The 17,488-nt window shown below is 68.6% G+C and carries 14 protein-coding genes and 1 tRNA gene; 4 read left to right on the top strand and 11 right to left on the bottom strand.

Going from position 1 to position 17,488, the window contains the following annotated elements; all coding sequences use genetic code 11:
* The first annotated feature begins 145 nt into the window (after positions 1 to 145).
* The gene (locus OHS59_RS32750; protein ID WP_328496959.1) at positions 146 to 862 is read left to right on the top strand and encodes an SIMPL domain-containing protein; all 717 of its coding nucleotides are present in this window, start codon (positions 146 to 148) and stop codon (positions 860 to 862) included.
* Between the two features lie 154 nt (positions 863 to 1,016).
* Positions 1,017 to 2,453, top strand: a complete 1,437-nt coding sequence (gene pyk / locus OHS59_RS32755; RefSeq protein ID WP_328496960.1) for a pyruvate kinase — start codon at positions 1,017 to 1,019, stop codon at positions 2,451 to 2,453.
* A 10-nt stretch (positions 2,454 to 2,463) separates the two neighbouring features.
* Here the strand turns inward: pyk and OHS59_RS32760 are convergent, their stop codons facing one another.
* Entirely contained in the window at positions 2,464 to 3,225 is a 762-nt protein-coding gene (locus OHS59_RS32760; RefSeq protein ID WP_328496961.1) for a transcriptional regulator, read from the bottom strand.
* Positions 3,226 to 3,331: 106 nt separating this feature from the next.
* Positions 3,332 to 3,406, bottom strand: a tRNA-Leu gene (locus OHS59_RS32765).
* A 103-nt stretch (positions 3,407 to 3,509) separates the two neighbouring features.
* On the opposite strand from OHS59_RS32765, the gene OHS59_RS32770 reads away from it, so the two are divergent.
* A complete protein-coding gene (locus tag OHS59_RS32770; protein WP_328496962.1) occupies positions 3,510 to 4,178 on the top strand; it encodes an ANTAR domain-containing response regulator in 669 nt (222 codons plus the stop codon).
* 79 nt (positions 4,179 to 4,257) lie between these two features.
* Here OHS59_RS32770 and OHS59_RS32775 read toward each other — a convergent pair whose 3' ends face one another.
* The 9 genes from OHS59_RS32775 to OHS59_RS32815 form a co-directional block, all read right to left on the bottom strand.
* Positions 4,258 to 4,974: an ABC transporter ATP-binding protein gene (locus OHS59_RS32775; RefSeq protein ID WP_328496963.1), complete on the bottom strand. Its 717-nt coding sequence runs from the start codon at positions 4,972 to 4,974 to the stop codon at positions 4,258 to 4,260.
* A complete protein-coding gene (locus OHS59_RS32780; protein ID WP_328496964.1) occupies positions 4,971 to 5,882 on the bottom strand; it encodes an ABC transporter ATP-binding protein in 912 nt (303 codons plus the stop codon). Before OHS59_RS32780 ends, OHS59_RS32775 begins: the two co-directional genes overlap by 4 nt.
* A gap of 5 nt (positions 5,883 to 5,887) precedes the next feature.
* Complete coding sequence (locus OHS59_RS32785) at positions 5,888 to 7,714, bottom strand: branched-chain amino acid ABC transporter permease (RefSeq protein WP_328496965.1); 1,827 nt, start codon at positions 7,712 to 7,714, stop codon at positions 5,888 to 5,890.
* A gap of 5 nt (positions 7,715 to 7,719) precedes the next feature.
* Positions 7,720 to 8,652 (bottom strand): branched-chain amino acid ABC transporter permease, encoded by a 933-nt coding sequence (locus tag OHS59_RS32790; protein WP_328496966.1) that lies wholly within the window; start codon positions 8,650 to 8,652, stop codon positions 7,720 to 7,722.
* Positions 8,653 to 8,764: 112 nt separating this feature from the next.
* Complete coding sequence (locus tag OHS59_RS32795) at positions 8,765 to 9,994, bottom strand: branched-chain amino acid ABC transporter substrate-binding protein (protein WP_328496967.1); 1,230 nt, start codon at positions 9,992 to 9,994, stop codon at positions 8,765 to 8,767.
* A 211-nt stretch (positions 9,995 to 10,205) separates the two neighbouring features.
* Positions 10,206 to 10,907 (bottom strand): Tat pathway signal sequence domain protein, encoded by a 702-nt coding sequence (locus OHS59_RS32800; protein WP_328496968.1) that lies wholly within the window; start codon positions 10,905 to 10,907, stop codon positions 10,206 to 10,208.
* Positions 10,904 to 11,335: a hypothetical protein gene (locus OHS59_RS32805; protein WP_328496969.1), complete on the bottom strand. Its 432-nt coding sequence runs from the start codon at positions 11,333 to 11,335 to the stop codon at positions 10,904 to 10,906. Before OHS59_RS32805 ends, OHS59_RS32800 begins: the two co-directional genes overlap by 4 nt.
* A gap of 102 nt (positions 11,336 to 11,437) precedes the next feature.
* Positions 11,438 to 11,926, bottom strand: a complete 489-nt coding sequence (locus tag OHS59_RS32810) for a PaaI family thioesterase (protein ID WP_328496970.1) — start codon at positions 11,924 to 11,926, stop codon at positions 11,438 to 11,440.
* An 84-nt stretch (positions 11,927 to 12,010) separates the two neighbouring features.
* Complete coding sequence (locus OHS59_RS32815; protein ID WP_328499445.1) at positions 12,011 to 14,290, bottom strand: FdhF/YdeP family oxidoreductase; 2,280 nt, start codon at positions 14,288 to 14,290, stop codon at positions 12,011 to 12,013.
* 201 nt (positions 14,291 to 14,491) lie between these two features.
* Here OHS59_RS32815 and polA point away from each other — a divergent pair, with 201 nt between their 5' ends.
* Entirely contained in the window at positions 14,492 to 17,218 is a 2,727-nt protein-coding gene (gene polA, locus OHS59_RS32820) for a DNA polymerase I (protein ID WP_328496971.1), read from the top strand.
* The last annotated feature ends 270 nt before the right edge of the window (positions 17,219 to 17,488 follow it).

A 17,488-nucleotide genomic window follows, 5' to 3' on the forward strand; every position in this document is an offset into this window, starting at 1 on the left:
TAGATGTCGTTGTGCATGCTGATAAGGATGTCGACGACGCGCGTAGATTCTGACCCGAGCACGCCACACAACAACACCCCCCGCAGGTTTCGATCTGATGACCGGCAGGGACCACGGCCGGCCCGCCGGTGACAGAGTGGGACGTATGACCTCAGCCGCCGAACAGCCCGGGTCCGCCACCCCCTACGGCACCCCCGAAGCCCCCCGCATCGCCGTCCGCGGCGAAGCCCACCTCGAAGTCGACCCCGAGATAGCGCGCATCGGGATCACCGTCAGCGCCCGCGGCACCGACCGAAAAGACGCACTGAACGACCTCACCCGCCGCAACACCGCCGTACTCGACCTTGTAAAGACATACGGCGACGCCGTCGAGAAAGTCGAAACCGGCGCCTTCTCCATCACCCCGGAACTCGCCAGACACGGCCGCGGCGAACGCGTCCGCGCCTATCACGGCCGCGTCCACATCACCGCAGAACTCACCGACTTCACCGCCCTCGGCGAACTCACCACCCGCCTCGCCGACCTCGACCTCACTCGCGTCGACGGCCCCTGGTGGGCCCTGCGACCCGACTCACCCGCCCACCGCCGAGCCAGGCAACAAGCGGTACGCGAAGCCGTCCAACGGGCCCGCGAATACGCCGAAGCCCTCGACGCCACCCTCGCCGCACTCGTCGAACTCGCCGACACCGGAGCCGAGAACGCCCACCCCTACGGCATGGAAGCCCCCGCCTTCGCCCTGCGCGGCAAGAGCTTCGACGCCGCCGCCCCCGACCAGCCACCCGCCCTCGACCTCGAACCCGAAAGGCAACACGTGTACGCACAGGTCAACGCCCGTTTCACCATGTCACCGCCGGTGCTCTGAAATCCCTCCGAAGGTCCTTCGGGAAACTCCCGAAATGCTCATCGGAGCACCCCCGCGCACAATCCGGCCCTTGTCAATATCCCTTCACGCAAAGGTTGTTGAGTAGTCATGCAGCGCCAATTCCCTACCCACTGGTAAGCCCTAGGCTCACACCATGCGCCGAGCAAAGATCGTCTGTACATTGGGCCCCGCCTCCGACTCCTACGACCAGATCAAAGCACTGGTCGAAGCCGGAATGGACGTAGCCCGCTTCAACCTCAGCCACGGCGGCTACGCCGACCACGAGGAGCGCTACCAGCGCGTACGAAAGGCCTCCGACGAGACCGGCCGCAGCGTCGGAATTCTCGCCGACCTCCAGGGCCCGAAGATCCGACTCGGCCGCTTCACCGAAGGACCCGTACTCCTCGAACGCGGTGACACCTTCACCATCACCGTGGAAGAGGGCGCGAAAGGCGACCGCCAGACGTGCGGGACCACCTACCCCGGTCTCGCCGCCGACGTCACCACCGGCGAACGCATCCTCGTCGACGACGGCAAGGTCTGCCTCGAAGTCACCTCCGTCGACGGACCCCGCGTCCACACCACCGTCGTCGAAGGCGGCATGGTCTCCGACAACAAGGGACTCAACCTCCCCGGCGTCGCCGTCTCCGTCCCCGCCCTCTCCGAGAAGGACGAGAACGACCTCCGCTGGGCGCTGCGCACCGGCTGCGACGTCATCGCGCTCTCCTTCGTCCGCAGCGGACGAGACATCGAGGACGTCCACCGGATCATGGACGAGGAGGGCCGCCGCCTCCCGGTGATCGCCAAGGTCGAGAAGCCGCAGGCCGTCGAGAACATCGACGACATCGTCGCCGCCTTCGACGGCATCATGGTCGCCCGGGGCGACCTCGGCGTCGAAATGCCCCTCGAACAGGTCCCGATCGTCCAGAAGCGCACGATCAAGCTGGCCAAGCGCAACGCCAAGCCGGTCATCGTCGCCACCCAGATGCTCGACTCGATGATCGAGAACTCCCGCCCCACCAGGGCCGAGGCCTCCGACGTGGCCAACGCCATCATCGACGGCACGGACGCCGTGATGCTCTCCGGCGAGACCAGCGTGGGCAAGTACGCCGTGGAGACGGTCGCCACGATGGCCCGTATCGTCGAGGCGGCCGAGGAGGACATCCTCGCGAAGGGTCTGCCTCCCCTCACCGACCGGAACAAGCCCCGCACGCAGGGCGGAGCGGTGGCCCGGGCCGCCGCCGAGATGGGTGACTTCCTCGGTGCGAAGTTCCTGGTCGCCTTCACCCAGTCCGGCGACACGGTCCGGCGCCTGTCCCGCTACCGCTCGCCGATCCCGCTCCTGGCCTTCACCCCGGACCGGGCGACGCGCTCGCAACTGAATCTCACCTGGGGTGTCGAGACGCTCCTCGGCCCGCACGTCGACTCCACGGACGCGATGGTCGACCAGGTCGACGAACTCCTCCTGAAGCACGGCCTCTGCCAGAAGGGCGACATCGTCGTCATCACGGCGGGCTCGCCCCCCGGAGTCTCCGGCTCCACGAACCTGGTCCGAGTCCACCACATCGGAGAGGACGACAGCCCGAAGTAGGGGCGGGGGCTCAGTATTTGGGGCCTACGTGGGTGTCCATGAGAACGACGGACGCACGGCGGGCGACGGAGATGTTGCGCCAGTTCGCCCGCTTCCACTCGACGCCGACTCTGTCGAGGCTTTCCGTGAAGAGCCGAGTGATGTCGCCCGACGAGTTGGTGAAGAAGTACCGGGGGTATTCGTAGAGCTTGGGTTCGCCTTTGACGAGGCGGGTGGTCCGGTTGGTGATACGGCACCCGTCGGAGTGGATGAGCCCCCGGATGAACTCCCACGGATGGACGGCGACAATCTCCTGTTGCCAGGTTTCCAGGGCGATGGGGCGCTCATGCTTCTTGCCCGGGCCGTGCTGAGGGAAGAAACAGGGCCAGTGCTTACTGGTGGCGGTGACTGCCACACAGCCGTCCTTCTTCACACGGAACACGCTGTTGTCGGGGCGCGCGGAGCGAATTGAGGCTTCGCAGGCGTCGATGAGGCCCGGCCAGGCGTTGTCGCACACGATGCGGAGGCAGTACACGCCTCTGTGGTGCGCGTTGATGCAGCCGTCGCCCAGATAAAGGCCGAGGAGATATGCGTACGCTCGCGGATTCTCGGGTGGTCCGGGCGCACCCTGACACCTGGGACACGGTTTGCCGGTGCCCTTGAGCGGCTCGATACGGGTCTGCCAGGAGCGTAAGGCTGCCCGCGAGACGCCGGTCTCCTTGCTGACGGAGTTCAGGCTGCGGCCCTGACCGAGCAGCGCGATGGCCCGCTCGCGTGTCTTCATGTCGTACATGTGGCCACCCTGTGAGCGGCGTCCGAACGGCACGCGGCAAAAAGCGGATGTTCACGAGAACGGGAACATCCGCTTTCTATTGGTGACCTTGGAAACCAAGGAAAAGTGCCCCGAGTCGGACTCGAACCGACACTGTATGGGTTTTGAATCCATTGCCTGCTGCCAATTGGGCTACCGGGGCCCGGTGAATCGAAGGTTTACCTCGACCCGCCGCCAGACCACCATACCGCAGCTAGGTACGCTCTTGGGAGCAGTACTTGCCTGCCCTGGAACAAGGAGCAACCGTGACCGCCCCCGAGTCGCCCCAGCCCGTAGACGCGCCCGACGACGACAAGTCGCACGTGCCTCCGCTGACGACCCGCGTCGTCATCGCCGAGGACGAGGCGCTGATCCGTCTCGACCTCAAGGAGATGCTCGAAGAAGAGGGGTACTCGGTCGTGGGCGAGGCCGGTGACGGTGAGGAAGCCGTCGAGCTCGCCCGGGAGCACCGCCCCGACCTGGTGATCCTCGATGTGAAGATGCCGAAGATGGACGGCATCTCCGCCGCGGAGAAGATCGCGGAGGAGTCCATCGCGCCGGTCCTGATGCTGACCGCGTTCTCGCAGCGCGACCTCGTCGAGCGGGCACGGGACGCCGGTGCGATGGCGTACCTGGTGAAGCCGTTCAGCAAGAGTGACGTGGTTCCGGCCATCGAGATGGCTGTCTCACGGTTCACGGAGCTGAAGGCGCTGGAGAAGGAGATCGAGGATCTCACCCAGCGGCTGGAGACGCGCAAGCTGGTGGACCGCGCGAAGTCGGTCCTGCAGACGGAGTACGGCCTGACCGAGCCGGCGGCGTTCCGGTGGATCCAGAAGACGTCGATGGACCGTCGTATGTCGATGCAGCAGGTCGCCGAGGCGGTCATCCTCGACGCCGACGAGAAGAAGGCCGACAAGAAGGCATCCAAGGGCTGAGCCGCCCTTCCCGCGTACGGCTGAGGCCCGCACCCCTGACTTCGGGGTGCGGGCCTCAGCCGTACGGCAGGCAAGAACCTCAGTCCTCGCCGAGGTACGCCTTGCGGACGGATTCGTCGGTGAGGAGATCGCGGCCCGTGCCGGAGAGCACGATGGAGCCGACCTCCATGACGTGTCCGTGGTCGGCGAGGGAGAGCGCCGCCTGGGCGTTCTGCTCGACGAGGAGGATCGTCGTGCCCTGGGACTTGAGTTCCTTGATGGTGGCCATGATCTTCTGCATCATGATCGGCGAGAGGCCCATGGAGGGCTCGTCGAGCATGAGCAGTTTCGGCTGGGACATCAGGGCGCGGCCCATGGCGAGCATCTGCTGCTCGCCGCCGGAGAGGGTGCCGGCGGCCTGCTTGCGGCGTTCTCCGAGGATGGCGAAGAGGTCGTACGCGCGCTGGATGTCCTTCTCGATGCCTGCCTTGTCGTTGCGCAGGAAGGCACCGAGGCGGAGGTTGTCCTCGATCGTCATGCGGGGGAAGATGTGCCGCCCCTCGGGCGAGTGCGCGAGCCCGAGGGAGACGATCTGGTGGGCGGGGATCTTCTTGAGCGACTTGCCCTGGAACTTGATCTGGCCGCCGACCGGCTTGAGGAGGCCGGAGAGCGTGCGCAGGGTGGTGGTCTTGCCGGCGCCGTTGGTGCCGATGAGGGTGACGACCTGGCCGGCGTCGACCTTGAAGGAGATGCCCTTGACGGCTTCGATCTTGCCGTAGGCGACCCGGAGGTCTTCGACTTCGAGGAGTGCGGTCATCGGTCGGTCTCCTTGCGGGGCGCGGCGTCCGTTGTGGCGTCGGCCTGTGCTTCGGCGGCTTCGACCTCTGCGATTTCCTCGCTGCCGGGTGCGTCTTCGTAGGGTTCGCCGAGGTAGGCGGCGACGACGCGTTCGTCTCCCTGGACGGTGGCGCTGTCGCCCTCGACGAGTTTTTCGCCCTGGACGAGGACGGCGACGCGGTCGCAGAGGTTGAAGATGAAGCGCATGTCGTGCTCGATGACGAGTACGGCGATGCCCATGTCGCGGATCGCGAAGACGAGTTCTTCGGTGGCGCGGGTTTCCTGCGGGTTCATGCCGGCGGTGGGCTCGTCGAGGAGCAGGAGGCCGGGTTCGCTGGCGAGGGCGCGGGCGATTTCGAGCTTGCGCTGTTCGCCGTAGGGGAGGTTCCTGGCGAGGTGGTCGCGTTTGGCGGCCAGGCCGATGAACTCAAGGAGTTCCATGGCGCGTTCCTCGGAGGCCTTTTCGGCTTTCTTGAAGCCGGGGCCGCGCAGGAGTGCGGACCAGAGGCCTTCCTTGGTTCGGGTGTGGCGGCCGACGAGCACGTTCTCCAGGACGGTCATGTTGGAGAACAGCCGGATGTTCTGGAAGGTGCGGGCGACGCCGGCGGCGGTGACCTTGAAGGACTGGGAGGGGAGGACCTTGCCCTTGTAGCGGACCTCGCCCTCGGTGGGGATGTAGAGGCCGGTGAGGCAGTTGAAGAAAGTCGTCTTCCCGGCGCCGTTGGGGCCGATGAGTCCGACGATCTCTCCGCTGTTGACGGTGAGGTCGACGTTGCGGACGGCGGTGAGTCCGCCGAAGCGCATGGTGACGCCTCGTGCGTCGAGGACGGTCTCGCCGGGGGCGTTGGCGCCCGGGGCGGTGTCCTTGGTGGTGGTGTCGGTTGTCATCGTGGTCAGGCCCCTGCCTTGCTGAGGACTGTGGGCGCTTCCGCTTCCTCGTGGAATTCGAGCTGGCGGCGCCGGTTCGGGATGAGGCCTTCCGGGCGGAAGCGCATCAGCAGGACGAGCGCGAGGCCGAAGGCGAGGAGTTGGTAGTCGCCGAGGAACTGGAGCTTGGCGGGGATCAGGTAGAGCAGTGCGGCGCCGACGAGCGGGCCGCTGATGGTGCCCATGCCGCCGAGGACGACCGCTGCCAGCAGGAAGGCCGAGTTGGGCGGCACGACGTGGGCGAACTGGTACTGCTCGGGGGTCACGGTGTAGGTGACGTGTGCCTGGACGGATCCGGCGAGGCCGGCGAGGGCGGCGCCGAGTGCGAAGGCGATGAGCTTGACGCGGAAGCCGTTGATGCCCATGGCGAGCGCGGCTGTCTCGTCCTCGCGGATGGCGACCCAGGCGCGGCCGATGCGGGAGTCGCCGCTTCGGCGGAAGACGATCACGACGACCAGCGTGATGAGGAGCATCAGCAGGAAGTAGTTGGCGAAGCGCGCGATCGTGAATCCGGCGATGGTGTGTTCCTGGCCGAAGTCGAAGCCCAGGATGTTGAGGTTCGGGATCGAGGAGATGCCGTTGGACCCGTTGGTGATGTCGGGTCCGCTGGTGCCGTCCATGTTGAGGACGGTGATGCGGAAGATCTCTCCGAAGCCGAGGGTGACGATGGCGAGGTAGTCGCCGCGCAGTCGCAGGGTGGGGGCGCCGATGAGGACGCCGAAGACCATGGCGACGGCCGCGCCGAGGAGGGCGGAGGCCCAGAACGGCAGGTGGATGTCGAAGGGTGAGGAGGGGGAGCCGGAGACCATGGCCGCGGTGTAGGCGCCGACGCCGAGGAAGGCGACGTATCCGAGGTCGAGGAGGCCGGCGAGTCCGACGACGATGTTGAGACCGAGGGCGACGGTGGCGAAGATCAGGATGTAGACGCCGATGGTCGCGTACTGGTCGTCGGACTGGGTGAAGGGGAACGCGGCGGCGGCGACGAACGCGCCGATCATGGTGACGTTGCGGTGCTTGGCGGTGAGCGACGAGATCCTGTTGACCAGTCCGGCCTTGGCCGCGGCGGCGAAGCCGAGGCCCGCGGTGATGAGGAAGCCGATGAACTGCTGGTCGTACTCGGTGCCGATGCCGTAGGTGAAGACGATCAGGCCGAGGGTCAGCGCGGCGACGATCACGAGGATCTCGGCGAACGCGGGGAGCTTGCGGGCCGGGGCCGCGGTGGTGCCGGTGGCGAATGCGGCCTTGACGACGGCGCGGTTGTGCCGGGTCCGGTGCTGGAACTGCTCCCAGCCGGTGTCGTCCGGGTCGTGCGGGTCGGGGGCCGGCCGTCGGAACGGCAGGGAGAGCGCGCCGAGCAGGGCGATGAGGGTGGCCGCGGCCGCGACCCAGCCGCCCGGTTCGAGGTTGGCGAGGCCGCCGAGTTCGGCGGCGATCGCGAGGATCGTGTACCAGGCGGTGGCGAACGCGGCGAGTGCGGCGAGCTTGATGGCGCTGTCGGCGCCGGCGGGGGTCAGCCAGCGCAGGCCTTTGACTCCGTAGGAGGAGAGGGCGAAGAGCGTGGTGAGGATGCCGCCGATGAGGACGAGGACCTGCAGGCCGCCGGGGTAGCCGTAGACGGTGAGGTCACCGGGGAAGGCGGAGGTCCAGGTCCAGGCGAGGAAGGTGGAGACGATGGTGAGGACGCCGCCGCCGGTGGCGAGGGCGCGTCCGAGGTGGGGCGGGATGCCGATGAGTCCGGTGTCCGGGCCGGTGGGCTCTTCGGCCGTCCGGGGCGTGTTGATCTCTGTGGTCATCGGTGTCACGCCCTGTCCGCGACGCGCTCGCCGAGCAGGCCCTGCGGCCTGAAGAGGAGCACGAGGATGAGGAGTACGAAGGCCCAGACGTTGGCCCAGGACTGGCCGCCGAGCTGTTCCATACCGGGGACGTCGGCGATGTAGGCGGTGGCCATGGTCTCGGCGAGGCCGAGGACGAGGCCGCCGATCATGGCTCCGTAGATGTTGCCGATGCCGCCGAGGACGGCCGCGGTGAAGGCCTTGAGGCCGAGGATGAAGCCCATGCGGAACTGGACCTGGCCGTACTTGAGGCCGTAGGCGACGGCTCCGACGGCGGCGAAGACCGCGCCGAGGGCGAAGGCGACCACGATGATGCGGTCGGTGTTGATGCCCATGAGCTTCGCGGTGTCGGGGTCCTGCGCGGTGGCCTGCATGCCGCGGCCGGTGCGGGTCTTCATCACGAAGAAGGCGAGGATCGCCATGCTGATGGGTGCTGCGATGAGCAGGAAGATGTCACCGGTCTGGATGGTGACGTCACCGATCTTGAAGGGGCCGCCCTCGATCTCGGGGAAGTTGATGGACTGCTTCGCGTCCGGGTACCACGCCCACACGGCCTGCTGGAGAGCCAGGGAGAGGCCGATGGCGGTGATGAGCGGGGCGAGACGTGGCGCGGTGCGCAGCGGCCGGTAGGCGAACCGTTCCGCTCCCACGGCGACGGTGGTCGCGGTGATGACTGCTCCGAGGAGCATCAGGGGCAGTGCGATCCACATGGTGGTGCCGTCGGGCAGTACGTACAGGTAGACCGTGAGTGCGCCGAAGCCTCCGATCATGAAGATCTCGCCGTGGGCGAAGTTGATGAGCTGGACGATGCCATAGACCATCGTGTAGCCGATGGCGACCAGCCCGTACATGGATCCCAGTAGCAGGCCGTTGACCAGCTGCTGCGGCAGTTCGTTCACCGCATGTCCTCCGAGACGTTCGGATAGTCGAGGGGTGTGACCGGATGTGAGTCCGCGCGGGGCGCTTGTACTGCGGCGCCCCGCGCGGCTCAAGAGGTGGTGCGGGTGTGGATCAGCCGGTGTAGGTGCCGGACTTGATGGCCTTCCAGTCGCCGTTCTCGACGGAGTAGACCGTGAGCTGCTTGTTGGTCGTGTCGCCGTACTCGTCGAAGGAGACCTTGCCGGTCACACCGTCGAACGAGACGTTCTGCACGGCTTCCGTGATCTTGGCGCGGGCGTCGTCCGGGAGCTTGCCGTCGTTGTCCTCGACGACCTTCTTCACGGCCTCGATGATCGCCCAGCCCGAGTCGTAGGAGTAGCCGCCGTAGGCCTCGTAGGCCTCCTTGTAGCCCGCGGCCTTGTAGTTGGCGACGAACTCCTTGGCGGAGGGCAGGTCCTCGACGGGCGCGCCGACCGAGGTGGCGAGGTCGCCGGTGCCGCTGGCGCCGGCCAGCTTGATGAAGTCGGCGCTGTAGATGCCGTCACCGCCGACGAGCGGGACCTTGACGCCCGCGGCCTTGATCTGCTTGCTGAGCGGGCCGGCCTGCGGGTACTCGCCGCCGTAGTAGACGACGTCGGCGCCGGAGCTCTTCACCTGGGTGACGACGGCGGAGAAGTCCTTGGTGTCGGGGTCGATGTGCTGGGTCCCGACGACCTTGCCGCCGACCTTCTTGAACTCGTCGGTGAAGGTGGCGGCCAGACCGGCGCCGTAGGTCTTCTTGTCGTCGATGACGAAGACCTTCTTCTTCTTCGCGTCGTTGTAGACGTACTGCGCGGCGAACGGGCCCTGGATGGCGTCCGTGGTCGCGGTGCGGAAGTACGACTTGTACGTGCGGACCTTCTTGGTCTGCCAGTCCGTGCCCTGGGTGAGGGTCGGGCCCGTGTTGGCGGGGGAGATCTCGACGAGCTTGGCGTCGTCGAAGACCTTCTGCATGGACTCGGCGACCGAGGAGTTCAGCGGGCCGACGACACCGAGGACGTCCTTGTCGGCGACGAACTTGGTGGCGTTCTGCTGGCCCGCGGAGGGCTGTGCCTGGTCGTCGAGGGCTTCGACCTTGAAGGTGATGCCCTCGACGGTCTTTTCCTTGTTGGCCGTCTTGGCGGCGAGGTCCACGGAGTTCTTGATTCCGAGGCCCAGCGCGGAGAGGTCGCCGGTCAGCGGGGCGTCGACACCGATGACGACAGTGGTGCCGTCGCTGCCGGAGTCCGAGCCGCCGTCGTCGTCGCGCGAGCCACAGGCGGTGAGGGTGAGTGCTCCCGCCGCCAGAGCGGCGGTGATGGCGATGAGCGAACGTTGACGCACGATCAGCAGTCCTTTCCCTGGCACGGCCGTTCCTCGTGGAACGGGCCGAGTCGAGCGCTGGGCCGAAATTTCTTCGAATCCTATGGCGCGGTGACTGGCCGTGACTCTAAGCGGGTGGGGGGAACGTGGAGGAGAGTCTGACGAAGGCTGTGACGCTCTTGTTATGACACGAGGTAATGCAGAGCGGTACTCGGTGGGCGGATGGGCGGAATTACAGCCGATTCGTCCGGTCCACATTGTGAGAACCCGCAGATCGTGCGGCGGTGTTTTCAGCAGCGTCCTGACGTTTTGCTAGTGACGGCGGGTCGTTGCTGCAGGCTACTTGCAGGGCTTCTGAGAGGTCGTGCGCATAGCGCTCGCCCAGGATGTAGCTGTGGTCTTCTATTGCGCGCGTATTACGCAGAGTTACGTCCAGGAAAGGAAGTCCGGCGTTCCTCGGTGTTTTGGCGCATTCCGTGACATTCATAGTGACAATGATCTTGTGGCCGAAACCCGTCTTCGTGCGGAACGGTGTCTTGGGCACCGACGTCAGGGACAGGCCCGTGTAGGGCTGGGAGATCTTCACGACGGTGATGGTGGGTCCGGACCGCGCGGTGACCCGCACCGCGAAGGTGAAACGGCCCCTGGGCGCGTTCGCGAGTGAGCCCTCCCGGCCCAGATAGGTGATGTCGACGACCTGGGACGGGTACGGCCCCACCGCGGGCGGGGGTGCCTGCGGCCGGGTCGCGTAGAGGTAGCCGCCGGCCGCGAGGAGGGCCGCGGCCGTCGCGGACGCGAACAGGGCGCGGCGGTGCCGGGCGTAGAAGGCCGCGGGGCCTGTCCGCGGTTGTCCGTGGCCCGGTGGCGGGGGAGGCTCGATGTCGTCCCACGCGCGCGTGCCCTCACCCGGTTCGACCGGGCCGACACCACTCAACTCCAGGGCCTTTCGCTCGGACTGCCGTTGCGGTACCGCTCCTCGCACCGCTCGCGCGCGGTGCGGTCGATCAGTCTGCCTGCCGCCTGTGCGCCCTCGCGCCTCTGCTCGGCCCTGGCGGCGTCCACGACGTCCCTCAGGATCTCGTACTGCCCGTTGGACAGGCCCACGGACTGGTAGTCCCCGTAGGTGCCGCCGTCCAGGACCTCCCGCGACCAGTGCGCGACGATGCGTGCGCAAACGTCCTCGGGCGCGGTGGCCGGGGGCGACGACCGGGCGCCGGAGTCCGGGCGCGCGCTCGGCGGGGCGCCCGTCGCGCCGCCGTGGGTGCCGGACCCGCCGCAGCCGGTGGCCCCGGCGGTCAGCGCGGCGGTCAGGAGCGCCAGCCCGACCACCTGCCCCCGCCAGGGGGCTCCGCCCGTTCCCATGCCTCGACGCTAGGCCGCCGGGTGCCCGGGATCAACGCCGCCGCCGGACATGGTTGTCCGGCGGCCCGGACGGATGCCCGGGGCACCGGACGGGCCGGCGGTTCAGCCGGTGGCGCCCACCCGCTCCGCGTCGCTCGGCCGCACGTCGCGCAGCATGCAGGTCAGCCGGGCGCTGCACACCCGCTTGCCGTCCTCGTCGCTGATCACGATCTCGTACGTGGCTGTCGAGCGGCCGCGGTGCAGGGGTGTGGCCACCGCGGTGACGAGGCCGGAGCGGGCGCCCCGGTGGTGGGTGCAGTTGAGGTCGACGCCGACGGCGATCTTGGAACTGCCGCCGTGCAGCATGGCGCCGACCGAGCCGAGGGTCTCCGCGAGCACGGCGGAGGCGCCGCCGTGCAGGAGCCCGTAGGGCTGGGTGTTGCCCTCGACCGGCATGGTGCCCACGACGCGTTCCGCGGAGGCCTCGATGATCTGGACGCCCATACGGGTGCCGAGGTGTCCGGCGGAGAACATGGCGACCAGGTCCACGCCGAGCGCCGAGTACTCGTCGATGACCTCTTGCGGGAACTTCACGTGGTGCTGCTCGCCCATGGGGTCCGTTTCCTTACGTCGTCGGTCGTGCGCCTGGAGCCGGCCTCCGGAGTCCGCGCCCGGAGGAGGCTTCTAAGCGAACGCTCAGTTGGTAGCCGATTGTTCCAGACGGACGACGACGGACTTGCTGGCGGGCGTGTTGCTGGTGTCGGCGGTGGCGTCCAGCGGCACCAGGACGTTCGTCTCCGGGTAGTACGCCGCCGCGCAGCCGCGGGCCGTCGGGTAGTGCACGACGCGGAAACCGGCGGCGCGCCGCTCCACCCCGTCCTTCCACTCGCTGACCAGATCGGTGTACGAGCCGTCGGCGAGGCCCAGCTCGCGGGCGTCCTCGGGGTTCACCAGGACCACCCGGCGGCCGTTCTTGATGCCCCGGTAGCGGTCGTCGAGGCCGTAGATCGTGGTGTTGTACTGGTCGTGCGAGCGCAGGGTCTGCAGGAGCAGGCGGCCCTCGGGGACCTTCGGGTACTCGACGGGCGCGGCGGTGAAGTTGGCCTTGCCGGTGGCGGTCGGGAAGCGCCGCTCGTCGCGCGGGGCGTGCGGGAGGGCGAAGCCCGCCGGGTCGGCCACGCGCGTGTTGAAGTCGTCGAAGCCCGGGACGACGCGCGCGATGCGGTCGCGGACGGTCGCGTAGTCCTTCTCGAACTCCTCCCAGGGGGTGCGGGATTCGTGGCCGAGGACCCGGCGCGCGAGGCGGCACACGATGGCCGGCTCGGACAGCAGCTGCGCGCTCGCGGGCTCCAGACGGCCGCGTGAGGCGTGCACCATGCCCATGGAGTCCTCCACGGTCACGAACTGCTCGCCGCCGCCCTGCAGGTCGCGCTCGGTGCGGCCGAGGGTGGGCAGGATCAGGGCCCGCGCGCCCGTGACGGCGTGCGAGCGGTTGAGCTTCGTCGACACGTGCACGGTCAGGCGGGCGCGGCGCATGGCCGCCTCGGTGACCTCGGTGTCGGGGGAGGCGGACACGAAGTTGCCGCCCATCGCGAAGAAGACCTTGGCCTTGTCGTCGCGCATCGCGCGGATGGCCCGTACGACGTCGTAGCCGTGGCCGCGCGGCGGGGCGAAGCCGAACTCCTTCTCCAGGGCGTCCAGGAAGGCGGGCGCGGGGCGCTCGAAGATGCCCATGGTGCGGTCGCCCTGCACGTTCGAGTGACCGCGCACCGGGCACACGCCCGCGCCCGGCCGGCCGATGTTGCCGCGCAGCAGAAGGAAGTTGACGACCTCGCGGATCGTCGGCACGGAGTGCTTGTGCTGGGTGAGGCCCATCGCCCAGCAGACGATGGTGCGCTTCGAGGCGAGGACCATGCTCAGCGCTTCGTCGATCCTCTCGCGCGTGAGGCCCGTCGCCGTGAGCGTCTCGTCCCAGTCGGCGGCGCGGGCGGCCTCGGCGAACTCCTCGTAACCGTGGGTGTGTTCGCCGACGAAGGTCTCGTCGACGGCGCCCTCCGTCTCCAGGATCAGTTTGTTCAGGAGGCGGAAGAGGGCCTGGTCGCCGCCGAGACGGATCTGCAGGAACAGGTCGGTGAGCGCGGCGCCCTTGACCATGCCCTGCGGGGTCTGCGGGTTCTTGAAGCGCTCCATGCCCGCCTCGGGCAGCGGGTTCACCGTGATGATCTTCGCGCCGTTCGACTTCGCCTTCTCCAGGGCGGAGAGCATGCGCGGGTGGTTGGTGCCCGGGTTCTGCCCGGCCACGATGATCAGGTCCGCCTGGTAGAGGTCGTCGAGCAGGACGCTGCCCTTGCCGATGCCGATCGTCTCGTTCAGCGCCGAGCCGGACGACTCGTGGCACATGTTCGAGCAGTCGGGGAGGTTGTTCGTGCCGAACTCGCGGGCGAACAACTGGTACAGGAACGCCGCCTCGTTGCTGGTGCGGCCCGAGGTGTAGAACAGCGCCTCGTCCGGGGAGGCGAGGCCGGTCAGCTCCTCGGCGATGATGTCGAAGGCACGCTCCCAGGGCACCGCCTCGTAGCGGTCGGCGCCCTCCGCGAGATACATCGGGTGCGTGAGGCGGCCCTGCTGGCCCAGCCAGTAGCCGCTGCGGGTCGCGAGGTCGGAGACAGGGTGCGCGGCGAAGAAGTCCGGGGTCACGCGGCGCAGGGTGGCCTCCTCCGCGACCGCCTTCGCGCCGTTCTCGCAGAACTCCGCCGTGTGCCGGTGCTCCGGCTCGGGCCAGGCGCAGCCCGGGCAGTCGAAGCCGTCCTTCTGATTGACCCGCAGCAGCGTCAGCGCCGTGCGCTTCACACCCATCTGCCGCTGGGCCATGCGCAGGGAATGCCCGATGGCCGGCAGCCCGGCCGCGGTGTGCTTCGGCTCGGCGACCTGCGGCGCGTCCTGAACCGGATCACTCTGGGGCGGCTTGCCGGCCATCTCGGCCTCCTCTTCGAGCACATGTGTGAGGTACGTCTCCGATACTCCCACGTGGTGCTGACACGTATCGGGGCCAGGCCCGGGGAACGATCGCGCGCGGTCCGCGCGACGGGCCGAAGCCGGGGGAGAACCGGCACGGGAACACCGCCGTGGGCGGCGGGGCGGGGCCGACTGTCAGTGGGGCGTGGCAGGATCGGGGGTGTGGCAGAGACAGCATCGAAGAAGACCGAGAAGACCTCCGGCGGGGGACGCCCGCGGCTGATGCTCATGGATGGGCATTCGCTGGCGTACCGCGCGTTCTTCGCGCTGCCCGCGGAGAACTTCACGACGGCGACCGGCCAGCCGACGAACGCGATCTACGGTTTCGCGTCGATGCTCGCCAACACGCTGCGCGACGAGGCGCCCACGCACTTCGCGGTGGCGTTCGACGTGTCGCGCAAGACGTGGCGCTCCGAGGAGTTCACGGAGTACAAGGCGAACAGGTCGAAGACACCGGACGAGTTCAAGGGCCAGGTCGAGCTGATCGGTGAGGTCCTCGACGCGATGAACGCCGAGCGGTTCGCCGTGGACGGCTTCGAGGCGGACGACATCATCGCCACGCTCGCCACGCAGGCCGAGGCCGAGGGCTTCGACGTGCTGATCGTCACCGGCGACCGCGACTCCTTCCAGCTGGTCTCCGAGCACACCACCGTGCTCTACCCGACCAAGGGCGTCTCCGAGCTGACCCGGTTCACTCCGGAGAAGGTCTTCGAGAAGTACGGGCTGACGCCCGCGCAGTACCCCGACTTCGCGGCCCTGCGCGGCGACCCGTCGGACAACCTGCCGGGCATTCCCGGCGTCGGCGAGAAGACCGCCGCGAAGTGGATCAACCAGTTCGGTTCGTTCGCGGAGCTGGTCGAGCGCGCCGAGGAGGTCAAGGGCAAGGCGGGACAGAACTTCCGCGACCACCTGGACGCGGTCAAGCTCAACCGCCGTCTCACCGAGATGGTGCGGGACGTCGAGCTGCCGAAGGCGGTGCCCGCCCTGGAGCGCGCTCCGTACGACCGCACGGCCCTCGCGATGGTCCTGGACACCCTGGAGATCCGTAACCCGTCGCTGCGCGAGCGGCTGCTCGCCGTCGACCCGGGGGCGGAGCAGGCCGAGGACGCGGCTCCGGTCGCCGCGGGCGTGGCGGTGGACGGCACGGTCCTCGGCGCCGGCGAGCTGGGCCCCTGGCTCACCGAGCACGGCACGGCGGTCCTGGGCATGGCCACGGTCGACACCTGGGCGCTCGGCACGGGATCGGTCGCCGAGGTCGCGCTCGCCGCGGCCGACGGGGCCGCCGCCTGGTTCGACCCCTCGACACTCGACGAGAGCGACGAGAACGCGTTCGCGCGCTGGATCGCCGACGCCGACAGCCCCAAGGTGCTGCACAACGCCAAGGCGGTCATGCGGGTCTTCGCCGAGCACGGCTGGAGCGTCGCGGGCATCGCCATGGACACCGCCCTCGCCGCCTATCTCGTCAAGCCGGGCCGCCGCTCCTTCGACCTGGACGCGCTGTCCCTGGAGTACCTCGGCCGGGAGCTGGCGCCGGCCGCGACCGCCGACGGGCAGCTCGCCTTCGGCGCGGACGAGGGCGCCGAGGCCGACGCGCTGATGGTGCAGGCCCGCGTCGTCCTCGACCTGGGCGAGGCCTTCGGGGAGCGGCTCAAGGAGGTCGGCGCGGCCGACCTGCTGCAGGACATGGAACTGCCCACCTCCGAGCTGCTCGCCCGCCTGGAGCGGCACGGCATCGCCGCGGACAGGGCCCACCTGGAGGCCATGGAGCAGATGTTCGCGGGCGCCGTCCAGCAGGCCGTGAAGGAGGCGCACGCGGCCGTCGGACACGAGTTCAACCTCGGCTCGCCCAAGCAGCTCCAGGAAGTCCTCTTCGGTGAGCTGGGCCTGCCCAAGACGAAGAAGACGAAGACCGGCTTCACGACGGACGCCGACGCGCTGGCCTGGCTCGCCGCGCAGACCGACCACGAACTGCCGGTCATCATGCTCCGCCACCGCGAGCAGGCGAAACTGCGGGTGACCGTCGAGGGCCTGATCAAGACGATCGCCGCGGACGGCCGCATCCACACCACCTTCCACCAGACGGTCGCCGCGACGGGCCGCCTCTCCTCGCAGGACCCGAACCTGCAGAACATCCCGGTCCGTACCGAGGAGGGCCGCGCGATCCGCCGCGGCTTCGTGGTCGGCGAGGGCTTCGAGTCCCTCATGACCGCCGACTACAGCCAGATCGAACTGCGCGTGATGGCCCATCTGTCCGAGGACGAGGGACTCCTGGCGGCCTTCACCTCCGGCGAGGACCTGCACACCACCGTCGCCTCCCAGGTGTTCTCCGTGGAGCGCGACGCCGTCGACGCGGAGATGCGCCGCAAGATCAAGGCCATGTCGTACGGGCTGGCCTACGGGCTGTCCGCCTTCGGCCTCTCCCAGCAGCTCAACATCGAAGCGGGTGAGGCGCGTGGCCTGATGGACACGTACTTCGAGCGCTTCGGCGGGGTCCGGGACTATCTGCGCCGGGCGGTCGACGAGGCGCGGGCCACGGGTTATACGGCGACGCTCTTCGGGCGCCGCCGCTACCTCCCCGACCTCAACAGCGACAACCGTCAGCGGCGCGAGGCTGCTGAGCGGATGGCTCTGAACGCGCCGATCCAGGGCACGGCGGCGGACATCGTGAAGATCGCCATGCTGCACGTGGACAAGGCGCTGCGCGAGGCCGGGCTGGCGTCCCGGATGCTCCTCCAGGTCCACGACGAAATCGTCCTGGAGATCGCTCCGGGGGAGCGGGCGACGGCCGAGGAGCTCGTCCGTCGGGAGATGGCGGGTGCGGTGCAGTTGCGGGCGCCGCTGGATGTCTCTGTCGGCTCGGGCCCCGACTGGGAGTCGGCAGCGCACTAGCTCCGCTGGGGGGGGGGCGGGTTCTTCGGGTGCGGGTCCGCTGTTGCTGACCGCGCCGTTCCCCGCGCCCCTAAAAGATTGCGCAGTTCCCCGCGCCCCCAAAAGGTGCGCCGGGGCCCGTGCCCCAAAAGGGTGCGCCGGGGTCTGCGCTCCTGGAAAAAGGGGCGCGGGATTGTTCGGGTGGGCCGGTCGGTGCAGGCAGGACTCACGCAGCAAGCCGGCCCCGCCCCCACTCACCCAGGGGCGCGGGGAACGGCGCACTCAGCCTCG

It is taken from the genome of Streptomyces sp. NBC_00414 (genome assembly GCF_036038375.1).
Lineage (GTDB): Bacteria > Actinomycetota > Actinomycetes > Streptomycetales > Streptomycetaceae > Streptomyces.

What these genes read in the sequence shown, in the direction of transcription:
- OHS59_RS32750 (WP_328496959.1), top strand. Translation starts at nt 146, where the DNA reads ATGACCTCAGCCGCCGAACAGCCCGGGTCCGCCACCCCCTACGGCACC.
- OHS59_RS32780 (WP_328496964.1), bottom strand. Translation starts at nt 5,882, where the DNA reads ATGACAACCGACACCACCACCAAGGACACCGCCCCGGGCGCCAACGCC.
- pyk (WP_328496960.1), top strand. Translation starts at nt 1,017, where the DNA reads ATGCGCCGAGCAAAGATCGTCTGTACATTGGGCCCCGCCTCCGACTCC.
- OHS59_RS32810 (WP_328496970.1), bottom strand. Translation starts at nt 11,926, where the DNA reads ATGGGCGAGCAGCACCACGTGAAGTTCCCGCAAGAGGTCATCGACGAG.
- OHS59_RS32760 (WP_328496961.1), bottom strand. Translation starts at nt 3,225, where the DNA reads ATGTACGACATGAAGACACGCGAGCGGGCCATCGCGCTGCTCGGTCAG.
- OHS59_RS32805 (WP_328496969.1), bottom strand. Translation starts at nt 11,335, where the DNA reads ATGGGAACGGGCGGAGCCCCCTGGCGGGGGCAGGTGGTCGGGCTGGCG.
- OHS59_RS32785 (WP_328496965.1), bottom strand. Translation starts at nt 7,714, where the DNA reads ATGACCACAGAGATCAACACGCCCCGGACGGCCGAAGAGCCCACCGGC.
- OHS59_RS32815 (WP_328499445.1), bottom strand. Translation starts at nt 14,290, where the DNA reads ATGGCCGGCAAGCCGCCCCAGAGTGATCCGGTTCAGGACGCGCCGCAG.
- OHS59_RS32775 (WP_328496963.1), bottom strand. Translation starts at nt 4,974, where the DNA reads ATGACCGCACTCCTCGAAGTCGAAGACCTCCGGGTCGCCTACGGCAAG.